The organism is Nocardia sp. CA-107356 (assembly GCF_050946365.1).
Taxonomy (GTDB): Bacteria; Actinomycetota; Actinomycetes; order Mycobacteriales; family Mycobacteriaceae; genus Nocardia.
The window spans coordinates 7,560,888-7,582,390 of record NZ_CP191992.1; the positions used below are offsets into that span (position 1 = coordinate 7,560,888).

The window sequence follows — 21,503 nt, forward strand, 5'->3', positions numbered from 1 at the left end:
CTGTATCCAATTCTGTAGACTCTGTCCATGTCACTTATCTGGGAGCGTGAGCCGTACCGGTCGAAAAGGCAGGCCCTGAGCCTGGAGCGCATCGTGGACGCGTCCATCGCCATCGCCGATGCCGAGGGGCTCGACGCGCTGTCGATGCGCCGCGTCGCCGCCGAGCTGTCGACCGGCACGACCTCGCTCTACCGCTACGTGGACAGCCGCGACGACCTGCTCGACCTCATGGCCGATGCGGTACAGGACGACCACGTGCCGCTGACGGGAGACTGGCACGCCGACCTCGAGGCGTACGCCCACCACGAGCGCGAGCTGTGGCTGCGGCACACCTGGCTCGCCCCGCTGCTGGCCACCCGGCCGTCGCTCGGCCCCAACTGGCTGCGCGGCCTGGAACACGCCCTCACCGCAGCCGCCCCGCTGACCTCCGACATCGCCGACGTGGGCTCGGCCGTCGGGCTGATCAGGGACTACGTGCGCGGCGCGGTCATGCGCGAGCTCGCCGAGAAAGAGACCCAGCGGCGCACCGGTCAGACCGAGGACCAGTGGCGTGCTGCCGTCGCCCCCTACATGCGCAAGGTCATCGAGAGCGGCGCATATCCCCGGGTCTCGCGTATCACCAAATCCGCCGATCTGAGCCCGGCGGAACAATTCTCGTACGGCTTGCGCCGCATCCTCACCGGGATCGCGGACTCTCAGCAGACGGCAAAGTGATCACGAATGCGCCGAGGCCGGTCCCGCCCGAACGGGGAACCATCGACGCGACACACGCCGGTTCTTCCACCACATCCGTCGTGAGCTGCACTGTCTCCGCGAAAGCCGCTGAGCTGCACAAACTTTCTCAGATCCGGGCCTCACCCCCTGGACACCCCCAGAGAAGGAACAGCATCAGGTCCTCACGCTGGTTCTCCTAGACGCGAATGCCTTCGCGGATATGGTCGGTGAACCATCTGGTTCGGGAGATGGGGTACCAGCTCCGTTCACCGCGCTCGGCCACGCCCAGCACACTGACCGGCGCGTGGGATCGGCCGCTACCAGGCCGAACACGGCTTCATGTGCCCGGTGACACGATCGTTAACGGCTTACCCTACTTCGGGTGCCTGGAAGCCGCCGATTGTCTGCTCGAGTAGTTCGGCCAGCCGCAGCGGGGTGCGGTCCTCGAACATCGGGCCGATGAGCTGCACTCCCACCGGCAGCCCCTCGGGGGACCGGCCCGCCGGTATGGCGGTGGCTGGGAGTCCGGGCATGGTGGCCACACCGGCCCAAACGAGCTGATCGATGTATGGGTACGCGACGCCGTCGATGTCGATCCGTCGTTCCCCTCGGTCGGGGTTGTGGTCGTGCGGAAACGCGGGAATCGACGTGATCGGACACACCACGGCATCGAACTCGGCGAAGAGCTGCCGCCAGCCGTGGCGGTGCAGTTCACGGTGGATGTCCGCCTCGATCCAATCGCGGTGACTCAGGACCATGCCGCGTAACCGTGCCGCCTCGAGGCTCTGGTCGTCCGCGCTCAGTCCGGCGGCGTGGGTGCGCAGCTGCTCATACGCCTCGGCGGGAATACGCGCGCCGACGTTCGAACCCATCAACTGCGCGTAGAGCGTCGCGGCTTCGGTCAGATCCGGCAGCAGCGGACTGCGCCGCTCGACGCGGGCCCCGCCGTCGACGAGCGCATCGGCGACTCGGTTCACCCCGGCCCGCACAGCCGACCCGGTCGCCATGAGCGGATGCTCGTCGAGGACCAGGACACGGAAGTCGCAGAGCCGCTGGTGCCGTGCGGGCGGCAGCGTCAAATCGTAGGCGACGCCGAGCGTCAGCGGGTCCGGTCCCGCCATCACGTCCAGCAGCACAGTGAGGTCGCGGGCGGTGCGCGCCATCGGACCGCAGACGGCGAGGTCGCCGGCGACCGGCAACGCCGGTGCCGGCGGCGGCACCATTCCGCGGGTCGCCACCAGCCCGAATGTCGGCTTGTGTGCGTAGACACCGCAGAAATGCGCCGGGTTGCGCAGTGAACCCGCGAGATCGGAGCCGATGGACAGCGCGCCGAATCCCGATGCCAGCGCCGCCGCTGATCCGCCGGAGGATCCGCCCGACGTGCGACCGTGATCCCACGGGTTATTGGTGGTGCCGTAGATATCGTTGAAGCTCTGCCAATCTTGCAGCATGAACGGCACATTGGTCTTGCCGAGAAGCACCGCGCCCGCAGCCTTCAACCGCGACACCGCCGCCGCGTCCTCGACGGGCAGATAGTTCGCGTACTGCGGCATCCCCCAGGTCGTGGGCAGTCCGGCAATGTTGTAGGACTCCTTGACCGTCATCGGAATGCCGAGCAGCGGCCGGTCCTCGCCGCTGGCGCGTGCCTCGTCGGCCCGGCGCGCGGCGGCCCGCGCACGATCGAAGTCCGGCACACAGATTGCGTTGATCGCCTTGTCGTCCCGCTCGATTCGGGAGATCGCCTCGTCGGTCAGTTCCACCGAGGTCACCTCGCCAGCGCGCAGGGCGGCCGTGAGCTGTTCGGCCGAAAGAAAACTCCACTCCATGAATCCGACCCTAACGGCCCGCCGCAGGCGCTCGACCCCACAAGTCGCCCACATCCACCGGAAAAGGTATCGCCAATCCGCAGCTGGGTAACCAAACCGGAGGTTCCTCTGTGTTTGTCAAGCTGCGGAAAGGTTTTGGTCGTAGGCTGGGCTGCGGCGGGTTCCGGAAGTGACTTGTCCGAAGAGTTGGCTGACGGGGTTGAGCTGGCCGCGCTGGATTGCAGAGTCGCCCCCGCGTGTCCTCCGGAGCCCGCCGCCCGGGTTCGTTTCCCTTCATCAGCGATAATGACACGCCAAACATGGTCTGCGAGATGGTGTTTGAGGCGCCGTATGGCTTCTTTGTATGTCTTGCCTTCGCCGATCTTGCCGTCGTAATAGCGGCGTCCACGGCCCCCGGCATCCGCACTCTAGTCAAGGCGATGGTGTGCAGACGATTGTTCAGTTTGCAGTCGCCTTGGCGGGACAGGCGGTGACGGGACTGGTTCGTGCTGGCGATTTCGATTGGCGCGGCGCCGATATGGACGGCAAACGCGCCGGAGGTCCGGAACCGCGAAGGGCGCCCGGTTCGCCCGAGCAGACGCGCAGCCACCACCGGCCCGACCCCGATGATGTTGACCAAACTACTGCCGGAGTCATCGGCCTCCTGCTGCATGCGGTGCCTGTTGGCCTTCAAACGGACATCCAGTGCGCGAACGTCGGCGACCAGCTCCCGCGCGAGCTCTTTGCGAGCACGTTCCACCGGCGCCGTCGGTCCGATTTCTACTCCTGCGCTGTAGAACTGTGCCACGCGGTGCTTGGACCATCGCCGAGAGCAGAATCAGGTTCGACGCCCATGCCCAGTGAGTGTTGAAGACATCAATTTGAGTAATAGAGCCATTCATACACTCACGCTCCCGCCATACGGTTTGAGTCATGACAACAACGAACGCCACCGAGTCCACCACGAAGATCACCGTCTACGGCGCGACCGGCGTTACCGGCGGCCATCTGCTCATCGAACTCGACCGCCGGGGAATCACCCCGATCCTGGTGGGCCGCAACGCCGATCGGATGCACGCCGCCGCGACGGCCGCCGGGGTGCGTGCGGCCGAGGTCCGGGTCGCGGAAGTCTCCGATCATGCCGCCCTTGTCGCGGCATTTGCCGGGGCCGACGTGGTGATCAGCAGTCTGCCGTCCTACGTCGACCATGGCGAGGCAGTGCTCGCGGCGGCGATCGACGCGGGTGCGCATTACACCGACCTGTCCGGAGAGCAACTGTTCATCAAGCGGGTGTTCGACGACTACTCGGCGCGCGCCGAGGCGGCGGGCGTCGCGGTGGTCCCCGGCATCACCAATAGCAATCTTCCCGGTGACCTGCTCGGCTACCTGACCTCCCGACGCCTCACCGGTCCGGTGGAGATCTCCATGAGCCTGCACGGAACGAGCGAAGGCAACGGATCGAAGGGCAGCGCGAAAACCGTACTGGCGAGCCGCGATTGGTTCCGCACCGGTGGGTGGCACTACCAAGACGGTGAATTCCACACCGGCGCGGCGGCCAGGCACCCCGAAATGACCTTCCCCGACGCTACCGAATCCACCACGGTCTCGAAGTTCCCACAGCCCCCCGTGCTCACCATTCCGCGCCACTCGAACGTCTCCTACGTCGAGGGCGTGCTCGAGACCGCATTCCACAGCCAGCTCGGCGCCCTCACCGCCGAAATCGTCGAATCACTTCCGAACGAACCGACTTCGGGCCTGAGCTACGACTTCGTCGTCGACGCGTTCGGCAGTAACGGTCAGACGGCGCGCGGTGTACTGAGCGGCACGGACGCCTACCGCGACTCCGCACTGATGGCAGTAGCGGCCGCAGTCCGGCTCGCCGACGGCACCACCAAGCCGGGGACGCTCGCGGCCGCCGAAGCGTTCGACCCGGAGAACTTCCTCGACGCACTCGCGCAGTTCGACATCACCTGGCGCATCGAACCGTAAGTCGACGCAGGCCGCGCGTGCAGGACATCTCCGACAACGCGGCAAAGACCAACAACGGCAAGACCTCCGGCCCAATCGCGAAAGCCTTGTTCGCCCTGATCATGCCCCTCGCGACCCGGACGTTCCTCGAGCCGGAGAAGATGTTCGGCCCGGTCCACCGCTTCGTCATCGACTGGAACGAGAAGGTGACGCCGTAGCCCGGTCAGCACTGCGCGTGGAACGAACGCCGATAATCCGTCGGGGCCGCAAGGGCAGAGGATGGCCTGAGCAGAGTTGAAAGCGTTCAGTTGCCGCACTGGACAAGGTCACGACTCTTGACCTCAGATGGGTGATCATCGATGTCGCCATCAACTCAGTTGGCGTGGCGATGGGCTACTGGACTGGAGCTCGGCTCGCCAGACGACATCGCCTTCATCGCCTCAGGATGGATCAACGCGCCAGCGCCCCAATACTTTTCGATGATACGTATTATCAAACCTCTTGATGTACACATCAACCTCGCAGCTGCCCGCGGGACGGGATCGCAAGGGCAAGTGGCGAAACCGACCCTGTCGGAGCACGCTGTCAGACACCAACCGCTTGGCGGCGGTAATGCGGGCCGCGCATCCTCGGATCGCGCTGTCATCGCGGGCGTACAGAGTCCCGAGAGCGGCTTCGATCATCTCCGCAGTGTGAGATCGGAGTCGGGTGGTGGGTAGTCGCAGTTCTCCGCCCTGGCGCGAATTCCGAAGAAAGGAAACGCTCCTGGTCGCCGCCGCCAGCGATCGTGCGCTCGGAGCGCGCGAACGCGGTGAAGCCGGCCAAGACACCGTCGACCCGGATCTCGTAGCGACATGAGCGCTAACGCCGGATTTCCGAGCTGATAGGCGCGCCTTCTTCGGCGTCCGATTCAGCGGATGCCGGGCGTGCGCGGATCCGGACCGAGGCAGACTTGAACGACGCAGCCCGGCGGGGTATCCGCTAATGGTGGTGCCAACGGGTAGTTCAGGCAGCTGAAGACATTGCAGCCCGGATATGCCGCGGGCCCGACACCGAAGACGGCGATCAGCAGATTCGTATCCACGTACTCGCCCGGATCCTCGGTTGGCGGCGGTTCGACATACGGACCGGGATCGGGCACCGGATGGTCTTGGAATGCCGCGAACAGTCGGCGGAAGAATTCGTGCGGCAGCTCCGTGGTGTTCTGCAGGGCCCCCGTAATGCCCTGGTTACTGACATTTCCGAAGACTCCGGTCCACACCACCGTCAAATCCAGACTCGGCACGATGAAGACGTTCTGCATGCCGAGTCCGACCATGTAGTACATGTCGGCGGGCTGGAAGCCGGAGTTCTCAGAGCATCCGAGGCCGATCCAGAACAGGTAGCCGAAGCACTTGTTCGCTGGTGACGGCTGGCGTGCCATGCGCAGATAGGTCTCGGAGACGAGTTCCCGTGTGCCCCAGCGTCCGTTGTTGCTCACCAGCAGGCCGAGCTTCGCGAAATTGTTCGGCGGGATCAGCAGATGGGCGTATCCGTAGGTGTGACCGGCGCGATCGCGCGCCCAATAATAATCACCGCGTTCGATGCCGAGCGGATCGAAAAGCTCACGTTGCGCGAACTGCTGCAATGGCTCACCCATGGCCAACTCGATGACATAGGCGAGCAAATCGACATCGCGCTCGCTGTAACTGAATGCCGCGCCCGGCGGATTCTCCAACGGCACTCCGAGCGCCTGCACGGCACTATTCGGATCGATCGGAATCACCCCGGTGATGCCCTCGGAAAGTATACCCACTGCCATGCCGGACGATTCGGTCAGCAGATTCTCCACGGTGATCGACCGATGCTGCGCATCACCGAGGCCGGGCGGCAGATACCGATCGATCGGCGCTGCTATATCGAGTTTCCCCTGATCCCAGGCTATTCCGGCGAGCAACGACACAACGCTCTTCGTCGCACTCCAGATATTCCAGGCGACATTTCCGGTCGCGTCGTTCGTCGGCCCCTCACCGATCAGGCAGTTGTGCCGGAATACCTGCACATTCAACCGATTACGCGCGCTCGCGAATGCCACGGCGTCCGCGAGTAGCCCCGAATCCAGTCCAACCTGTTCCGGGGCCGCCCGTTCCGGCTCTCGCCCGGACGACACTCCACACGACAGCTGCTCGGCGGGCGCGGCGTGCGCGCCCCCGGCGACAACGCTCCCCGCGACCAGCGATACCGCCGCAGTTCCGGCCAGGAATCTGTAGATGCGACTCATAGCGAAAGGCTATCGTGCCCAATCGGGCCAGAGCGGACAACAGGCTGAATATGGTTCAGCCGAATACAAGCCGGCATCCCACTCGACGTCGAATATTCCAAGATTCCTCGTGCAAGACATCGGCGGCGTGTCCATTCTGCGAACCATGCCCTTCACCCGCAGGATCGCATAACACTGCGGCCGCGTAATCCCCAACACCGCTGCGGCTTCCCGCACAGCTGACCAACTGGACCAGCTCGTCACCGAACGCGACCACATCCTCCGCAAACGACTCGGTCGCCGCAACCCCTCACATCGAGAGCATTGCGACGACCACGTGAACCCAAGCCACGGGCTGAGGGGCTATTCGTCGTATCAGGACTCCTCGTGTCGTTCCTCACGCCGGCCGTCTGGCCAAATTGGTGACTACCCGGCCATCGGGCAATCGCTCGACGGTTCGGCCGTCGGCGAACTCGCGCGCTGCCGAGTTGTCCGGTATCCGTCGGAGTGAATCGCGGCGAGGAGGTGTTGGGCGATCGCCTTCGGATCAAGCCCCATCCGGCGCAGTTCCTGGGTCGGCACGGCGTCATCGTCGGCGAGGATCGCCAGCTGACCCGTTGGCCGCCGTTGTTCGGACCGCATGAGATCCGCGGTTCTCAGTTTTCGTCGGCTGGGGCCTGGGCCAATCGGCTGAGTCGCTGCCCTTGCATCCGGAGTTCGGGTCGTCGGATCTACCTGCCCAAGCAGGCAGGGGCCTTCCGCGAGCGTCGGCGTAGCGCCCGTCGGGGCTGCGGTGAGCAGTATCGCACCGAAGAGGGCAGCAGGCTGTCGGCGGAACGTGAAAACTGGATCTGGCACGGTTTGCGTGATTGACCGGTCCTGGATTGCCAACGGGCGCTTGATGATCGATCATGTCGCCGGCGTGCTGATCTTGGACCGATCGAGGTCCTGTTCCTGCACCTGGATGGGCTGCAGTTCGACGGCATGACCGCGGTCGGGTTTCGAGTGAACCTCGATGTGAGGACTCGCGACGAGGAGGCCGCCTGTTCCGGGCTGCGGAATGTTGTCCCGCCGGGTCCATAGCCGTTATCGGCGGCGGTTGTCTGACACCGCGATCACCGACCGTGAGGTAGTGATCCGGTTGCGGGTGAGGCGGTTGTTCTGCGACAACTCCGATTGCGACAGAAGGACTTTCGCTGAGCAAGTCCCAGGGTTAGCGGCGCGGTATGCCCGGCGCACGAGCATCCTGCAACGGCTGCTGTGTGCGGTCGCGCTGGCTTTGGGCGGTCGTCCCGGGGCTCGGATGACCCGACATCTAGCGGCCACGGTCAGCCGCATGACGCTGTTGCGGCAGATCCGGGCACTGCCCGATCCGGGCCGGGCGACTCCACGGGTGCTCGGTGTCGACGATTTCGCGCTGCGTCGCGGGCATCATCATTGCGGATCAATTCTGATCGACATCGAGACCCGACGCCCGGTCGATGTGCTCGAAGACCGCCGTGCCGAAACCCTCGCAGCCTGGCTGCGGACCCATCCCGGCGTCGAGATCGCCTGCCGGGACCGCGCCGGCGCCTATGCCGAAGGCATCGCCGCCGGAGCACCCCAAGCATTGCAGGTCGCAGACCGCTGGCACATCTGGCACAACCTCGGCGAAGCGGTCGAACGCGTCGTCGCCCGACACCGCGACTGTCTGACTGCTATCGCCGAACACGCGATGGGCCGATGCGGAGTCAGCCAGCGAGCTGGATATCGCGGCCCAGCAGGAAATTCCGGTAACCAGCGCGAGGATCGAGTCGCCGGCGGAAAGGACCGACAAGTGGGCTGTGCGAGCCCGTGAACGTTATGCCGCGGTCCACGCTCTGCTCGACGACGGCGTGAGCAGCCTGACGATCGGCGCCCGGCTCGGTCTCGCCCGCGGAACAGTTCGGCGCTTCGCGCGGGCGGCCAGTGTCGAGGAGTTGCTGGTCAACAACAGCACCGGACAGCGTCCGAGCCTGTTGGAGGAGTTCAAGCCCTACTTGCATCAGCGATGGAACGAGGGCTGCACCAACGCCACCGAGCTCTTCCACGAGATCAAAGCCCGCGGCTACCAAGGAAGAGCCAAGACCGTCATGAACTATCTACAGCCATTCCGCACGACCGGCCGCGTTCCCCGCCCAGTCCGCAAACCAGCCTCGGTTCGTCGGGCCGTCACCTGGATCATGACCGACCCCGCCAGCCTCGAGCCCGACGATCGTCAACGGCTCGTCTTGGCCGTGAGCCCCGAACTCACCGGCTTGGCCGGTCACGTCCGTGCTTTCGCTACGCTCATGCGTCAGCTCCGCGGCCGTGAACTCGAGCAGTGGATGAAAGCCGTCGACACCGAAGACTTCCCGGCCCCGCACTCGTTCGTCCGGGGCCTGCGCCGCGACCTCGATGCGGTTACCGCCGGGCTGACCCTGCCCAGGAGCAGCGGCCCGGTCGAGGGGCACGTCAACCGAATCAAGATGATCAAACGACAGATGTTCGGGCGCGCAAAACCGGACCTCCTCCGAAAGCGAATCCTGTTGAGCAACTAGTCAATCCAACTGGCCGAATAACGAAATTTGTGCCTGACCCAGTTTCACGTTCTGCCGACATCAACGCGTCCGACCCTGTAAAGGGTGTGACGAGATATGAAGGCTCACCTGTCGGAAAGGGAACTTCTCATGAGCGGGGCGACATGCTGCGGAATTCGGCGCGCACGATCTTGCGTTCGAGATCGCTGTCGTGCACGACGATGTCCATCGCGGTGAGTACCGAGGAGATCGTGAGCACACAGTGCCTGCAGTTCAGGTATATGCATCGCCGATTCTCCTCCAACCATCCCCAAACCGCTTGCCTGACTCGGTGGGCCACCCGCAGGCTCCTGACCAGCGAATATGACGAACTTCGTTTTTCCTGCGCTGTTTCTACCGGTCCCGACTTGCTGCCACTGACCAGCGGCAGCAAGTCCTACTTCATGTCACGGGGCCGATTCACCGGCTCACTCAGGTCGTCACTCAGCCGCAGTGTTCGGGAGGTGAGGTCCACGGGGCCCCGGAGGCCTGGCCTCCCCAAACGATGCACTTGCCGGCGGCATTTTTGTACACGGGCCCGGCATAGTACTTGTAACTGTCAGCGTCCTTCGCTTCATTCTCGATGGGCTGGCCGGCGATCCGGAGCACAGCCGCTACCGGCGTTGCTGTTCCGATATGGTCAGTCTTCCATGTGACGACACAGTTGCTGGAGCCGTTGTACAGAAGGTGGATGACTGCGCCGGTGATGTTCTGGTGGTCGACTTCGTGGTAGCTGCCGCCACAGGCCTCGATCGGGGATGATGCCGCATTCGCCGGGCCAGCCACGGCTATTGATCCGGCAACGACCGCCGACGCGGTGAGGGCCAGCCTAACTGTCTGCTTGAGTGCGCGCATCTACTCCACATCCGTTCTGCGCCTGCTGGTGCAGGCGAAATCCCAGGCACCGAATGCTAGGGCCTTATCGCTACGCTCGCCCTCGGATTCTGTCCCCACTGCTGGCGAACATCGCACTGTCGGCGCTGGATGAGCACTTTCATGTCAACTCCGGTTGAATCGTGGATCTGGCACAGACTTCGTGATTGACCCGTTCGGGATGCGAAGGGGCGGTTGATAGCTCATGATGTCGCGGGTGTTCTGATCTTGAACCGATGGGGGTCCTGTTTCCGCATTTGGACGGTCTGCGAATCGAGTTGATCCGCGCGGCGGGCTCAACAGTGCGGATCGAGGCCGCCACCGGCGGCGATCCCGTCGCCTGCCCCGAGTGCGGGACGCTGTCAGGCCGTGTCCACAGCCGATATCAGCGGCGGTTGTCGGATACCTCGATCACCGGCCGGGAGGTCGTGATCAGGTTGCAGGTCCGCAGGTTGTTCTGCGGCAACTCCGATTGCGGCAAAACAACTTTCGCTGAGCAAGTGCCTCAGCTGGCGGTCCGCCACGCCCGCCGCACGCTGATCCTGGAACGGGCGTTATGCGCGGTCGCGCTGGCGTTGGGTGGCCGCGCTGGGGCGCGACTGACCCGGCAGTTGGCCGCGACGGTGAGTCGGATGACGTTGCTGCGCCAGATCCGGGCGCTGCCCGATCCTCAGACCTCGATCCCGCAGGTGCTGGGTGTCGACGACTTCGCCCTGCGTCGCGGGCACAACTACGGAACGATCCTGATCGACATGCAGACCCGCCGCCCGATCGAGGTCCTCGACGACCGAACCGCCGACACCCTCGCAGCCTGGCTACGAACCCATCCGGGCGTCGAGATCGTCTGCCGTGACCGGGCCGGCGCCTATGCCGAGGGCACCGCTGCCGGAGCGCCGGGCGCGGTGCAGGTCGCCGACCGCTGGCACATCTGGCACAACCTCGGCGAGGCAGTCGAACGCACCGTGGCACGCCACCGCGCCAGCCTCGCCGCCGCGATCGCCGAACCCGAACCGCAGAACCGGCCCGACATCGCCGACGTTGCCGCCGAAATGCATCGCGGGCCGGTCACACCCGATCAGCGGAAGGATCGCACTGCAGTCCGCACCCGCCAGCGCTGGGCCGAGGTCCATGCGTTGCTGGCCCAGGGCACGACCATCCGCGCGATCAGTCGTGAGCTGGGGCTGGCCCGCGGCACCGCTCGCCGCTTCGCCCGCGCCGAATCGGCCGACGAACTGCTGGTCAACGACCGCACCGGATACCGCATCAGTGTGCTCGAAGCACACAAATCCCATCTACATCAGCGGTGGAACGAGGGCTGCACCAACGCGACCCAGCTGTTCGAAGAGATCAAGGCCCTCGGCTACCAAGGCAGCGAGAGGATGGTACGCAACTATCTACACCCCTTCCGCGCCCTCGCGCTCGTCCCGGCCCCGCCACGCAAACCGCCGGCCGTCCGGAAGGTCGTCGGCTGGATCATGACCAACCCCGCCGCCCTTGCCCCCGAGCACCAGGAAAGTCTCGATCGGGTCCTGGCGATCAGTCCGGAACTTGCCGCTCTCACCGGCCACGTCCGCGCGTTCGCAGAGATCATGGGCGAGCGGCGCGGTCGAGATCTCGAGCGGTGGATGGTCGCCGTCGACTCCGACGATCAACCGGCACTGCACTCGTTCGTCCGAGGACTGCGCCGCGACCAGGACGCAGTCACCGCGGGCCTAACCATGGCATGGAGCAGCGGAACGGTCGAAGGGCACGTCAACCGCATCAAAATGCTCAAACGGCAAATGTTCGGCCGAGCGAAGACCGACCTACTCCGAAAGCGAATCCTGTTGAGCGAGTGAACAACCCCGGGATCCGCGATCACCAAATTTGTGCCAGATCCTGAAAACTGATCACAGCGTGGCATCCGAATTTCGACCCCCTGTCCGATTGATCCTGGCTTCAACCGAGCCAGGAGGACGAAGGGATGCTTTCTGTGGAGGATTGGGCTGAGATTCGTCGTTCGCGCAGGTCCGAGGGGTTGCCGACAAGTACTTTCCTCCGCTGGAGCTCGAAACCGTTACGACGCAACACTACTGACCGGACCGAGGGTTTCAACCCTATACGTCAAAGCCGACCATGGAGCGGCGGCTTCCGAGTCCGTGGCAAGCGCCTCGAAGCGCCCGGACTCAGCGCTACCGTCGGAACCGATCCCAGCACGCACGCGGCTACTGCCGCGGGAGCTGAATCAGGCTGCGCCGCACCGGATTCAGGCGAATTCGCCTGAAAATACGGAGTAAATACGGGGTGCCGTATGTTCCTTGCCGCGCCCGCGCGAGGCACAGCGAAGCCCCGGGCAATAGCCGAAGCCCGATCTAGGTAGGCTCTCGGGAAGCGCCACTCGACGGGGGAACAGCGATGAATAACGATGAGCGAATGCTCGAGATCCAGCGGATCAATGAGCGGCTCGCGACGGTGCGTGGCTCCGCGCGTTCCAGAGACGGCAGCGTGAGCATCGAGACGGATGCCGGTGGTCGGATTACCGATCTCTACATCGCCGACTATGCGATGGACAACGGCCCTCAGCACCTGGCCAACCTGATTATCGACCGTCACCGTGCCGCGCTCGGCAATGCCGAAGCCGAAGCCGTGCAACTGTTCGAGGAGTCCAGGTGAACGTCGACCCCGTGAAGATGCGCGCACTCGCCACGTCCGTGCGCATGAACGCGGGCAGGATCACGACGAAGACGCCGATCGCGAAGGTGAGCCGTGATCTGGCCCGCGAGCGGATGGCGGATTCGAACCTCGCTGTCAAAGTCGAGGAATCACTGAAGGCGATGGACACCGTGCTGGCATACCACAATCGCCGCCTGAGCAGCTTTTGCGACAGCGTGGAGACTGCCGCGGGTGTATATGAGCAGACAGATGCCGACTGGGCTACCCAACTCGAGCAGCTTGGGGGCTGACGATGGCGGATGACAATTCGCTGACCATATCTAAAGTGCTCGGGTGGGACCTCCGCTATCTCGGTCAGGTTGTCGACATGATGAACGAGACCTACAAGTTCATCGAGACCGAGGCCACCGCGGCGGGAAATGCGATAGAGCAGTCCGGCGACTACTTCGACAGTTCGGCCGGTGACGCGGCACGACGGCGCGGCCAGGAGGATCGCGGCGATACGATTCAGACCTCGGACGTCATCGAACAAATGGCGTCGAAGCTCGGCTCCCTGGTCTCGACCCTGGAAACCAATATTTCGACCATCCGAAGCCGCAAAGCCGAAGCGGAGGAGTCGAAATGGGATCTGTTCGTCACCGAGGACGGCCACGTCAAGTCCCGCAAATCGAACGCCGAAACCTACCGTGACTATGTTCCGTTCGGGGATGTCGCGGTAGTTGCGAAGGAAATCGTCACCCGGCGTCTGGACAACTTCATCTCGGCAGCCTTCACGCTCGTGCAGAGAGCGGATCAGGAAGGCGCGGAGATCTACATCAAGGAAATCGAGAAGCTGTCCGACCGGGTGAAGCAGGGTCTTGTTGTCAAGCCGGACGATCCGCAGCTCGCGAAAATCCTCGAGGACTATCAAACCGATGTCTCCACCGGGCTGCCGAGGCTCTGGCCGGTCGGGTGGCCAGCCGACATCCTCAAGGATAACGGCATAAACGTGAGCCCTTCGCTGATGACCTCCGAAGAGATCTCGGCCATGGAGAATCTGCTGCAGAACCAGGGCGTCGACGCGGTCGCAAAGGCCCTCACCCTCCCCGACCTGGCCAGAAATGCCGCCTTGGCGGAGTATCCGGACTCGGTGGCCGATGGTCAAGGTGATGCCTATCGGCACATGTACTGGAATGCTCTCATGTCGCAACAATTCGGTGAGGACTGGGCGCAGACGTACGCCACGGCCCACGAAAAGACCGGCGGCAATACGCCGCAACGTGAAGCAATGGACCTCTACAACAATGAAATCGGGCGCGCGATCGGGGCATCCAACCCCAAAGCCACTCCGGAGGAATTGGCCGCGCTGGTCGGACAGCAGATCAAAGATGGCAAAGCAGTAGTCATCCAGACTTCGAATGCCGATGGCAGTCAACTGGCCGCCCCGCAGATCACCTGGAGCAATCGGGTGACCGAGGCGATGACCGGATCGCCCGCTGGCGTCGGTATTCCGCTACCCGGGAGCAAGTGATCATCTGATGAGAATCGAAGCCCTGGCCCTCGCCGCCGGTTTGATACCGGTGCTGCTGGCTGCCGGATGTGGGCCGGACCGGCCCGCTGATAACCGGGGCGCGGCGAGCAGCGACTGTCGTGCTTCGTTCGACGTGCGGTCAGGCGGATCATCGCCAAGTGGCGGTCTCACGCTTCTGACCGCCGCGAGGAATGCGGCTTCCGGTGACGTACCGGTCAAGATGGTCGAAATCACCCGAGCCGCCGGTCTCCAGGACGAGTGGGACACCATGGTGGTCGTTACGCCGGGCATGAAAGCCGAAAAGCTGAACGAACTCGCCAATACCCCCGGAATGTGCTGGCAGAACTTGCCCGGCCCATACAACGACGACAAGCCGACGACTGCCTACTACCTGTTCCTTCGTGGCGGAAGCCCCTTGCGAGCTGCGACCTGGTGGTTCCCCACCGATGACGAACTGGACTTCCGTTGGACGAGCACAAAAGTCGTGTACCCGGACACCGTGCTCACCCCGCTCCACTCACTCGGCGCCGATCCCAAACTCCGCGTGGCTCCCGCGAATTGAGCCGAATCCGCGGATCGTGGGATAGCGTCCGCGGCAACTGAAAAGGTTCCCCCCGCGACCATGCGAGGTTGACGGCCATGCGGAACGACCGGCACCGCCGAAAGCGCACGGCAGGGGGTCGCGAACGCATTTCAGCTGGTAGATAACGGTTTGCGAGGCGGACGGGGCTCGAACCCGCGACCAATGGATTCACCCCACCGGCAATTCATGACTTGGTGGGATGCGAGATCGCCTTCGGGTGCATCAGCACCGTCGCTGATCGTTCCCCGGCGGGATCATCCCGCGTGCGCGGGGACACCGGAATCGTGACCGGTTGCACCGATGGCTGCAACCTGTTCCCTAGGTCGCCGGGGGCTTAGAAGATGTGCCATCCCTGTTGTTGGTCGCCGCTGCGCAGAGAGTCGACGCGGTGGGCGAACTCCTGAGCGTGTCGCGGGCTGACGTCGATGATCTGCATGAGCCAAGTGACCATGGTGAGTTCTCGGGCAGCGCATAGGACGGGATACCCGGGGATGCCGGTGACGTCGTAGCCGTAGGTGTCGGCGAATGCCTGATAGGTGGTGCGGGGCAGACCGAATCGGTCGACGGTCATGGCGACGGTGGTCAGGTCCCACTCCCGGGGACCACGGGCGACGGCTTCGAAGTCCGACAGTATCGGGCCCGAAGGAGTGGGAATGACGTTGTTTATGTGCGCGTCTCCGTGGATCACCGTGTGCGGGGTGGTGAGTTCCAGTTCCGCATAACGAGTTCGGAGTGTGTAGTAGAGCTCGGTGAGGAACTCGACCGCGGCGGGATCAGCGTTCCCTGGATCAGCCAACCGAGCCGGCACGGAGCTGAACGGGTCGAATGTCGGTAGCGGAAACCCGGGTTCGGGCAGGATGTGGAAGTCACGAAGCAGGGCAGCCAGCTCGACCTCGGTCGGCTCGCCGGCGATGTCGACCAGCTGCCAGAACGTGATCAGGCGGCCGTCGGCGGGGATGAGCTGTTCGAATTGTTCGGCTACCCGGACGGCTGGGAAGTCGTGTCGGGCGAGCCACCGTGCAACGGCCAGTTCCTTCTCCACGCGCGCCCGGCGTTGCTCGCCGCGGGCGATGCGGGCGACGACATCGGCGTGCGGGAGCGCGTAGATAGCGTTCTCGCCCATCCGGATCAGCCGTGCGTCGTCGGTGGCTACACCGAGGCGGGTACCGGCTAGTTCGAGGGCGCGGCGGGCTGTGGTATCGGAGAAGGGGGCGTCGAGGCCGACGGTCATCTGCGCGAGTCTAACTCGGTTGGGGTGGTTGGGTATTGGGTTCGTAGCCGAGTGCGGCGCGTCGTTCGGCGATCAGTCTCTGCCATCGGGCTACCACGGTGTCGGGTCCGTCGATCCAGTTCGCGCGCCGCAGGTCCGGGTCGGGTTCGGTGCCGTCGAAGAAGTGGGTGATTTCCACGAGGTATGCGTATTCGCCGTGATCGACGCTGAGCTGGAGCTGATCGCGGGCTACGAGGAGTTGGTCGTTTTCTGCGCGTAGAGCGTGGTGGAAGCAGCGGGCGAACCGGATATATGCGAGCGCGGACCCGAGACCGGCCTCGGCGGCGTCGCGTTCGAGCTCTCTGGCGCGGGCGGGCACGTGCGCGTCCAAGCCCGCGTCTCGCAGCAGGCCGGCGGTACGAACCTGTGTTTCCGACCAGTTCTGCTTGACGTTCTCGAGCAGGCTGCGGGCCAGCTCGATCTGCTGGTCGGCACGGGTGCGGTCACCGAGTGCCGCGGCGAACGCGAGCCCGGCTTGGGCGAGCGCAGCATGTCCGGGGTTGTGGTCGGCGAGTGCCAGTTCGCGTGCGGTGCCGTAGGTGGAGCATGACAGCGCGAGATCGCCTTGTGTCCACCACAGGTGGCCGAGTGCCCGGTAGTAATGGGTGTCGTGGTCGAGTGCCTCGATGGTGTCGAGGGCGGTCGGGAAGTCTCCGAGGTGTCGGGCGATGTGGGCGAGTCCGCGGCGCGCTTCGCCGGCCATTGGGCTGCGCCCGGCCGCGACATGGCCCATGTGCTCGGCCGAGGCTTCGTAGCGCCCGAGATGGCGCAGGCTTTCACCCAGGAAATAGTGCGCGATATCTTCGGCAGGTTCCGGCAAGACACCGAGGCTCAGAACGGCTTCGAGTTCGTCGGCAGTGTCTTGCCGGTGTGCGCGTTGCCCCCGGGACGCGGAATGCAGGACCCGAGCCAACGCGACTGCGGCGCAAGGGGTGTCGGGCTCGTCGTCGGTTCGACTACGGGGATCTGGGATGTCGATGGGCTCCCAGACCGACTCGATCACGTACCGCCACGCGGCGTCGACGATCCAGCCTGGTTCGAGTTGGAAGTCGCAGGCGATCCGTAGTCCCTGTGTCAGACAGGCCATCAGCTGGCGTCGATGTTGGTAGCCGCCCGGCGCGGGCATCTGGGTGCCTACCGCGTCGAGGGTGCGTTGCGCCCCGCGGCGCCAGTCGCTCGGCGACCAGCGGTCTTCGCTGGTTGCGTCGGCTTCGCGGACCGCGGACCTGATCAGATCGTGCAGCCGATACGGCCACGGCGCGGCGGGATCGTTACCGACGAACGGTCTTTCGACGAGGTTGAGCGCAGAGGCGTCGCTGTCGAGTCCGGCGGCGGCGGTGGCCAGGTCGACGGTGAACGAGTCCAGCAGGGTGACGGTCCGCAGGACCGTGCGTTCTCCCGGGGTCAGGTCACGCACGATCCGGGCAACCAATGCCGGAAAGTCATGATCGAATTCAGCTGGTCCCGGCACAGTGCCGGTACGGCTGAGGATGTCGAGAAACCGCATCACGGCCAGGTCGAGGAACAGCGGCAGACCGTAAGAGCGACAAGCGATCTCGGACCGCACCTCTGGCGGGATAACCGGTTCGTCGTTGCGGGTCAGCCGGGTGCGCAGATAGCGCTCCCGGTCGTCGTCGGACAAGAAACCGACCAGATGCTGGCGGGGATCCGCTGACGCCGCCGGTGCGAGCTGCGGCCACGGGAACGGTCCGGCTTGGTCGAGTTGCCCCTCCAGCGAGGGGTCGTCCCACTGCAGCCGGTTGCGGCCGGTGACGATGAACAGGGCATTGGGCATCAGCCACACCATCCGTTGGAACAGCCGCTCGAGGTCTCGGTGACTGCGGTCCCCGACCTCTTCGAACGTGTCCAACAGGACCACCAGCACACCAGAGCGATCGACCGGCACCTGCGCCAAATCCCAGGCGAGCAGATGCGGGAAATAGCTCAGCGTCTCCGCATCCTGATCGGCTTCCAACAGGTCGGCCAACCGGGTGCAGCGCGCCAAGGCCCGCACGGCACTGCGTCGCTGCCGCAACGCCCGCACGATTTCGCGCACCGCGGTGGTCGCGGCCACCCCGGCCACGGTCGGCAACGTCAACGCCTGAACGACATCCTCAGCGACCGCACGCATCTGCTCCCGAAGATCGGTCACATCACCTGCCCGGCGCAGAAATCCGTTGCGGCGCAGATATCCCTCCAACGGCTCACCAGGATGATTGACCTCCCAATACCGCCGCAATGCAAGATCGAACGCCCGCATAGGATGCCCAACTCGCGCCACCGCCAGCCGCATGGCCAGGATGACATCTTCGAACTGGACTCCGCCTTGGCGCGACAGATCGATCCGGATCGGCAGCACGCGGCCGACCTCCGCAGGGACCGGCCCCCATTCCGAGCCCACGGACTCCAAACCAGTCGTCAGGTGCGTTTCCAGCCGCTTGGACAGAGTGGTTTTCCCGATGCCGCCGACACCGTAGAAGACGAGCACATTGCGGCGCGGAGTGGCGAAATCCTCCACACTGAAGCCCGGCGCTCGCACCGCGCCCCAGTGCGCCAGCAGACTGTCGGTCGTCGCCCGCCACTCATCATGGCGATTGGCGAAAACGTCCTGCGCGTCCACACCGTCGTGTCCCGGGCTGAACAGCGAGCGCAGATCTGATTGCGGTGACACCGTGAACCCCCTGACACCAGTGCTTACAGGACCGCCTGGGCGGCCTCACTGCATTGTAAGATGCACATCCGTCGCTGGACAACGAATCCTGTAGTGTACGAACAATTTTGGCGGCACCGTTGCATGCACCTGTCCTGGTCAGCAGTGGTTTCGCCTTCCATTTCCGCCGACCCCATAGGAGTACGGCTGTGCCGTATCTGAAGTCGGCTCCGGTGATATGGCTGCGGGAGTCAGTCAGTCCATATCAGGATGAAGGCGACCGTGGTGGCGAACACGGATCCGACGACTTCGATGCATGCGAGGATGAGCAGTGCTGCAAGCTTTTCCGGGGTCTGGACTCTCTCGAACATCAGACACGCGGCGAGCAGCAGCAGAACCGCTCCGATGACCAGCACCCAAACTCCTGGCGTGCCGAACTGGCGCGACTCCATCAGCGAGTAGGTGACGTCGAAATGGGGGTCGTGCGCCAGTGGGAGGAAGAGCCCGAAAAGGACTCCGAGACCACCCAATCCCACCATGCTCGGCCCAAGCTGCGCCCTGCTACCTCGTCACTAGGGAGCTGGGGCAACGTATGCGCAGCCGCGGACTCGCCGTTGCTCGATGTGGTGATCGAGTGTGCCAGCTGGTTGGTCTGTTGCCGAGTTGTATTTGGCGACGAAAGCTATATTTATTCAGCCCAATTGCGACCCACCGGTCATTTCTAGGAGATGAACGAACGTCCGTATACGCCGCATGGGGCGCTGTACGAGGCGGCCGTGCGGCACGCCCAAAGATCAACGGACCGAGATAGATCATCTCGGTAACCGCGCAAACCGACTTCCGGAATTGCCAATTCGGGACGGATAGGCATGGAGGCATGTGCGCCCGCTGCACAGTCGAAGGCCAGGCGACACTCGACTAGTGGGTCGCTTCCAAAATAGTTGGGCGGTAGGTTGTCTGGTTGAATCTGGATGTGCGAGCTGCCCCTCTGGTGTTGCGTGACGGTGATCGGGAGATCCTGCAGGGCTGGATCCGGTCGAGGTCGATGAAGTCCGGGCTGGTGCTGCGGGCCCGGATTGTCGTGTTGGCTGCCGATGGGGTGGCTCATGCCGAGATCGCGCGGCGGTTCGATATCTCGCGGCAGACGGTGATCAACTGGCGGGCCCGCTCCGAAGCGTGTGGGATCCCCGGACTGCGCGATGAGGATCGTTCGGGTCGGCCGCGGACCCTGAACCGGGACAAGCTGATCACCACGACGTTGACACCGCCACCGAAGAAATACGGTGTCACACACTGGAGTTCGCGTCTGCTGGCCGGTCATCTGGATATCGCGCATGGCACGGTGTCGAAGGTATGGCGTGAGTACGGGGTGCAGCCGTGGCGGGGGTGAGACGTTCAAGTTCTCCACCGATCCGGAGCTGGCAGGCAAGGTCACCGACATCGTCGGGCTCTACCTGGATCCGCCGGAGAACGCGATCGTGCTGTGTGTCGATGAGAAGTCGCAGATCCAGGCCCTGGACCGGACCGCGCCGACGTTGCCGATGCAGATCGGCATCCCCGAACGTCAAACCCACGACTACGTCCGTCACGGCACCACCACACTGTTCGCTGCCCTCGAGATCGCTACGGCAAGGTCACCGGGGTGTGCAAGCCGCGCCATCGTCACCAGGAATTCCTGGCCTTCCTGCGCCACGTCGCTCGCACCTACCCCGGCCGCGAGCTGCATCTGGTTATGGACAACTACGCCGCCCACAAGAAGGCCGAGGTGCGTGACTGGCTGGCCGAAAACCCGCGTATCCGAGTGCATTTCACTCCTACCTCGGCATCGTGGATGAACTTGGTCGAGGTCTGGTTCGGCATCATCGAACGTCAAGCCATCCACCGTGGCACCTTCCGCAACGTGCGGGAATTGACCACCAAGATCCGCGAGTTCATCAACGGCTGGAACCCCCGCGCCAAACCCTTCATCTGGACCAAGACCGCCGACCAGATCCTCGCCAAGGCCCGCCGTCCAGCAACTTCAAATACGGCCCACTAGGTGCTGCACGAGTCGAGGACAGCTCTACAGAACCTCGATCTGCGCGGGCTCGGGCAGTGCCCGTGGGCGCTCATCGGTGTACCAGGCGTATTCGATTCCGCTTAGCCTGCCGTTCTCGACCCACAGGATGACCTCACCGACAGGTGCCCCGTTGCGGTCCGTGACCGCTCCGCTGGCAAAGATCCCGTCCGTCGATGCGGACGCCGGCACCGCACCGGGCAGCACCGCCAGGTCAACGCTGGGCGAACCAACACCCCAGGTCGCGACGACCTGCGCGAACGGGATCTGCGACAGGAACTCACCCGCACCGACGGCACCGGACGACAGCAGCTTGGTGACGACACCGGACTCGAGCTCGGTCAGCGCCCGCGGCTGAATCGGTGTGGCACTCATCAGCCCGCCTCGCAGGTGGTGTTACTTGAACCGCTTGATCAAGACATCGGCCGGCTTCGGTAGCGACACTGGGCACCGGTCTGCGTGCCAAGCGTACTCGAGCCCGTGTAGATACCCATCCTCTGCCCAAAGGGTGATGAATCCAGTGACAGTCCCGCGCGGATCGGTCACTTCACCGGATACCGGCAACTCGCCATCTTCAAAGCTCGACTTTGGCGCATCGGAAGAGACA

The 21,503-nt window shown here is 64.2% G+C and carries 17 protein-coding genes and 2 pseudogenes; 10 read left to right on the plus strand and 9 right to left on the minus strand.

Features of this window, described 5'->3' with window-relative positions; genetic code table 11:
• The first annotated feature begins 27 nt into the window (after positions 1–27).
• The gene (locus tag ACQP1G_RS34020) at positions 28–714 is read left to right on the plus strand and encodes a TetR/AcrR family transcriptional regulator (protein ID WP_433193779.1); all 687 of its coding nucleotides are present in this window, start codon (positions 28–30) and stop codon (positions 712–714) included.
• A 368-nt stretch (positions 715–1,082) separates the two neighbouring features.
• Here the strand turns inward: ACQP1G_RS34020 and ACQP1G_RS34025 are convergent, their stop codons facing one another.
• Both ACQP1G_RS34025 and ACQP1G_RS34030 read right to left on the minus strand, forming a co-directional pair.
• Positions 1,083–2,540: an amidase gene (locus ACQP1G_RS34025; RefSeq protein ID WP_433193780.1), complete on the minus strand. Its 1,458-nt coding sequence runs from the start codon at positions 2,538–2,540 to the stop codon at positions 1,083–1,085.
• 10 nt (positions 2,541–2,550) lie between these two features.
• On the minus strand, positions 2,551–3,192 hold the full coding sequence (locus ACQP1G_RS34030) for an IS110 family transposase (RefSeq protein ID WP_433209075.1): 642 nt from the start codon (positions 3,190–3,192) through the stop codon (positions 2,551–2,553).
• 260 nt (positions 3,193–3,452) lie between these two features.
• On the opposite strand from ACQP1G_RS34030, the gene ACQP1G_RS34035 reads away from it, so the two are divergent.
• On the plus strand, positions 3,453–4,508 hold the full coding sequence (locus tag ACQP1G_RS34035; RefSeq protein WP_433193781.1) for a saccharopine dehydrogenase NADP-binding domain-containing protein: 1,056 nt from the start codon (positions 3,453–3,455) through the stop codon (positions 4,506–4,508).
• 17 nt (positions 4,509–4,525) lie between these two features.
• A complete protein-coding gene (locus ACQP1G_RS34040; protein ID WP_433193782.1) occupies positions 4,526–4,705 on the plus strand; it encodes a hypothetical protein in 180 nt (59 codons plus the stop codon).
• Positions 4,706–5,397: 692 nt separating this feature from the next.
• On the opposite strand, the gene ACQP1G_RS34045 is transcribed toward ACQP1G_RS34040, so the two are convergent.
• Both ACQP1G_RS34045 and ACQP1G_RS34050 read right to left on the minus strand, forming a co-directional pair.
• Positions 5,398–6,747: a serine hydrolase domain-containing protein gene (locus ACQP1G_RS34045; RefSeq protein ID WP_433193783.1), complete on the minus strand. Its 1,350-nt coding sequence runs from the start codon at positions 6,745–6,747 to the stop codon at positions 5,398–5,400.
• Between the two features lie 405 nt (positions 6,748–7,152).
• Positions 7,153–7,368, minus strand: coding sequence for a hypothetical protein (locus tag ACQP1G_RS34050; RefSeq protein WP_433193784.1), 216 nt, complete (start codon positions 7,366–7,368; stop codon positions 7,153–7,155).
• 418 nt (positions 7,369–7,786) lie between these two features.
• On the opposite strand from ACQP1G_RS34050, the pseudogene ACQP1G_RS34055 reads away from it, so the two are divergent.
• Positions 7,787–9,278: pseudogene (locus ACQP1G_RS34055) on the plus strand (transposase); the annotation flags it as partial.
• Between the two features lie 468 nt (positions 9,279–9,746).
• Here the strand turns inward: ACQP1G_RS34055 and ACQP1G_RS34060 are convergent.
• Positions 9,747–10,157, minus strand: coding sequence for a hypothetical protein (locus ACQP1G_RS34060; RefSeq protein ID WP_433193785.1), 411 nt, complete (start codon positions 10,155–10,157; stop codon positions 9,747–9,749).
• 254 nt (positions 10,158–10,411) lie between these two features.
• On the opposite strand from ACQP1G_RS34060, the gene ACQP1G_RS34065 reads away from it, so the two are divergent.
• From ACQP1G_RS34065 to ACQP1G_RS34085, 5 genes are all read left to right on the plus strand, one after another.
• Positions 10,412–12,013: an ISL3 family transposase gene (locus ACQP1G_RS34065; RefSeq protein WP_433193786.1), complete on the plus strand. Its 1,602-nt coding sequence runs from the start codon at positions 10,412–10,414 to the stop codon at positions 12,011–12,013.
• 574 nt (positions 12,014–12,587) lie between these two features.
• The gene (locus tag ACQP1G_RS34070) at positions 12,588–12,827 is read left to right on the plus strand and encodes a YbaB/EbfC family nucleoid-associated protein (protein ID WP_433193787.1); all 240 of its coding nucleotides are present in this window, start codon (positions 12,588–12,590) and stop codon (positions 12,825–12,827) included.
• Positions 12,824–13,117, plus strand: coding sequence for a type VII secretion target (locus tag ACQP1G_RS34075; protein ID WP_433193788.1), 294 nt, complete (start codon positions 12,824–12,826; stop codon positions 13,115–13,117). Before ACQP1G_RS34070 ends, ACQP1G_RS34075 begins: the two co-directional genes overlap by 4 nt.
• A gap of 2 nt (positions 13,118–13,119) precedes the next feature.
• Positions 13,120–14,337 (plus strand): DUF6973 domain-containing protein, encoded by a 1,218-nt coding sequence (locus tag ACQP1G_RS34080; protein ID WP_433193789.1) that lies wholly within the window; start codon positions 13,120–13,122, stop codon positions 14,335–14,337.
• 7 nt (positions 14,338–14,344) lie between these two features.
• The gene (locus tag ACQP1G_RS34085) at positions 14,345–14,899 is read left to right on the plus strand and encodes a hypothetical protein (protein ID WP_433193790.1); all 555 of its coding nucleotides are present in this window, start codon (positions 14,345–14,347) and stop codon (positions 14,897–14,899) included.
• Between the two features lie 355 nt (positions 14,900–15,254).
• On the opposite strand, the gene ACQP1G_RS34090 is transcribed toward ACQP1G_RS34085, so the two are convergent.
• From ACQP1G_RS34090 to ACQP1G_RS34100, 3 genes are all read right to left on the minus strand, one after another.
• Positions 15,255–16,151 (minus strand): phosphotransferase family protein, encoded by an 897-nt coding sequence (locus ACQP1G_RS34090; RefSeq protein WP_433193791.1) that lies wholly within the window; start codon positions 16,149–16,151, stop codon positions 15,255–15,257.
• 10 nt (positions 16,152–16,161) lie between these two features.
• Positions 16,162–18,861, minus strand: coding sequence for a tetratricopeptide repeat protein (locus ACQP1G_RS34095; protein ID WP_433193792.1), 2,700 nt, complete (start codon positions 18,859–18,861; stop codon positions 16,162–16,164).
• A 230-nt stretch (positions 18,862–19,091) separates the two neighbouring features.
• On the minus strand, positions 19,092–19,370 hold the full coding sequence (locus ACQP1G_RS34100; RefSeq protein ID WP_433193793.1) for a hypothetical protein: 279 nt from the start codon (positions 19,368–19,370) through the stop codon (positions 19,092–19,094).
• A 443-nt stretch (positions 19,371–19,813) separates the two neighbouring features.
• Here ACQP1G_RS34100 and ACQP1G_RS34105 point away from each other — a divergent pair.
• A pseudogene (locus ACQP1G_RS34105) lies at positions 19,814–20,878 on the plus strand (IS630 family transposase).
• Between the two features lie 24 nt (positions 20,879–20,902).
• Here ACQP1G_RS34105 and ACQP1G_RS34110 read toward each other — a convergent pair.
• Positions 20,903–21,271: a hypothetical protein gene (locus ACQP1G_RS34110; protein ID WP_433193794.1), complete on the minus strand. Its 369-nt coding sequence runs from the start codon at positions 21,269–21,271 to the stop codon at positions 20,903–20,905.
• Between the last annotated feature and the right edge of the window lie 232 nt (positions 21,272–21,503).

Excerpts from the sequence above, each read along its gene's own strand:
- ACQP1G_RS34020 (WP_433193779.1), top strand. The coding sequence starts at position 28 with ATGTCACTTATCTGGGAGCGTGAGCCGTACCGGTCGAAAAGGCAGGCC.
- ACQP1G_RS34025 (WP_433193780.1), bottom strand. The coding sequence starts at position 2,540 with ATGGAGTGGAGTTTTCTTTCGGCCGAACAGCTCACGGCCGCCCTGCGC.
- ACQP1G_RS34030 (WP_433209075.1), bottom strand. The coding sequence starts at position 3,192 with ATGCAGCAGGAGGCCGATGACTCCGGCAGTAGTTTGGTCAACATCATC.
- ACQP1G_RS34035 (WP_433193781.1), top strand. The coding sequence starts at position 3,453 with ATGACAACAACGAACGCCACCGAGTCCACCACGAAGATCACCGTCTAC.
- ACQP1G_RS34045 (WP_433193783.1), bottom strand. The coding sequence starts at position 6,747 with ATGAGTCGCATCTACAGATTCCTGGCCGGAACTGCGGCGGTATCGCTG.
- ACQP1G_RS34050 (WP_433193784.1), bottom strand. The coding sequence starts at position 7,368 with ATGCGGTCCGAACAACGGCGGCCAACGGGTCAGCTGGCGATCCTCGCC.
- ACQP1G_RS34060 (WP_433193785.1), bottom strand. The coding sequence starts at position 10,157 with ATGCGCGCACTCAAGCAGACAGTTAGGCTGGCCCTCACCGCGTCGGCG.
- ACQP1G_RS34065 (WP_433193786.1), top strand. The coding sequence starts at position 10,412 with ATGGGGGTCCTGTTTCCGCATTTGGACGGTCTGCGAATCGAGTTGATC.
- ACQP1G_RS34070 (WP_433193787.1), top strand. The coding sequence starts at position 12,588 with ATGCTCGAGATCCAGCGGATCAATGAGCGGCTCGCGACGGTGCGTGGC.
- ACQP1G_RS34080 (WP_433193789.1), top strand. The coding sequence starts at position 13,120 with ATGGCGGATGACAATTCGCTGACCATATCTAAAGTGCTCGGGTGGGAC.
- ACQP1G_RS34085 (WP_433193790.1), top strand. The coding sequence starts at position 14,345 with ATGAGAATCGAAGCCCTGGCCCTCGCCGCCGGTTTGATACCGGTGCTG.
- ACQP1G_RS34090 (WP_433193791.1), bottom strand. The coding sequence starts at position 16,151 with ATGACCGTCGGCCTCGACGCCCCCTTCTCCGATACCACAGCCCGCCGC.
- ACQP1G_RS34110 (WP_433193794.1), bottom strand. The coding sequence starts at position 21,271 with ATGAGTGCCACACCGATTCAGCCGCGGGCGCTGACCGAGCTCGAGTCC.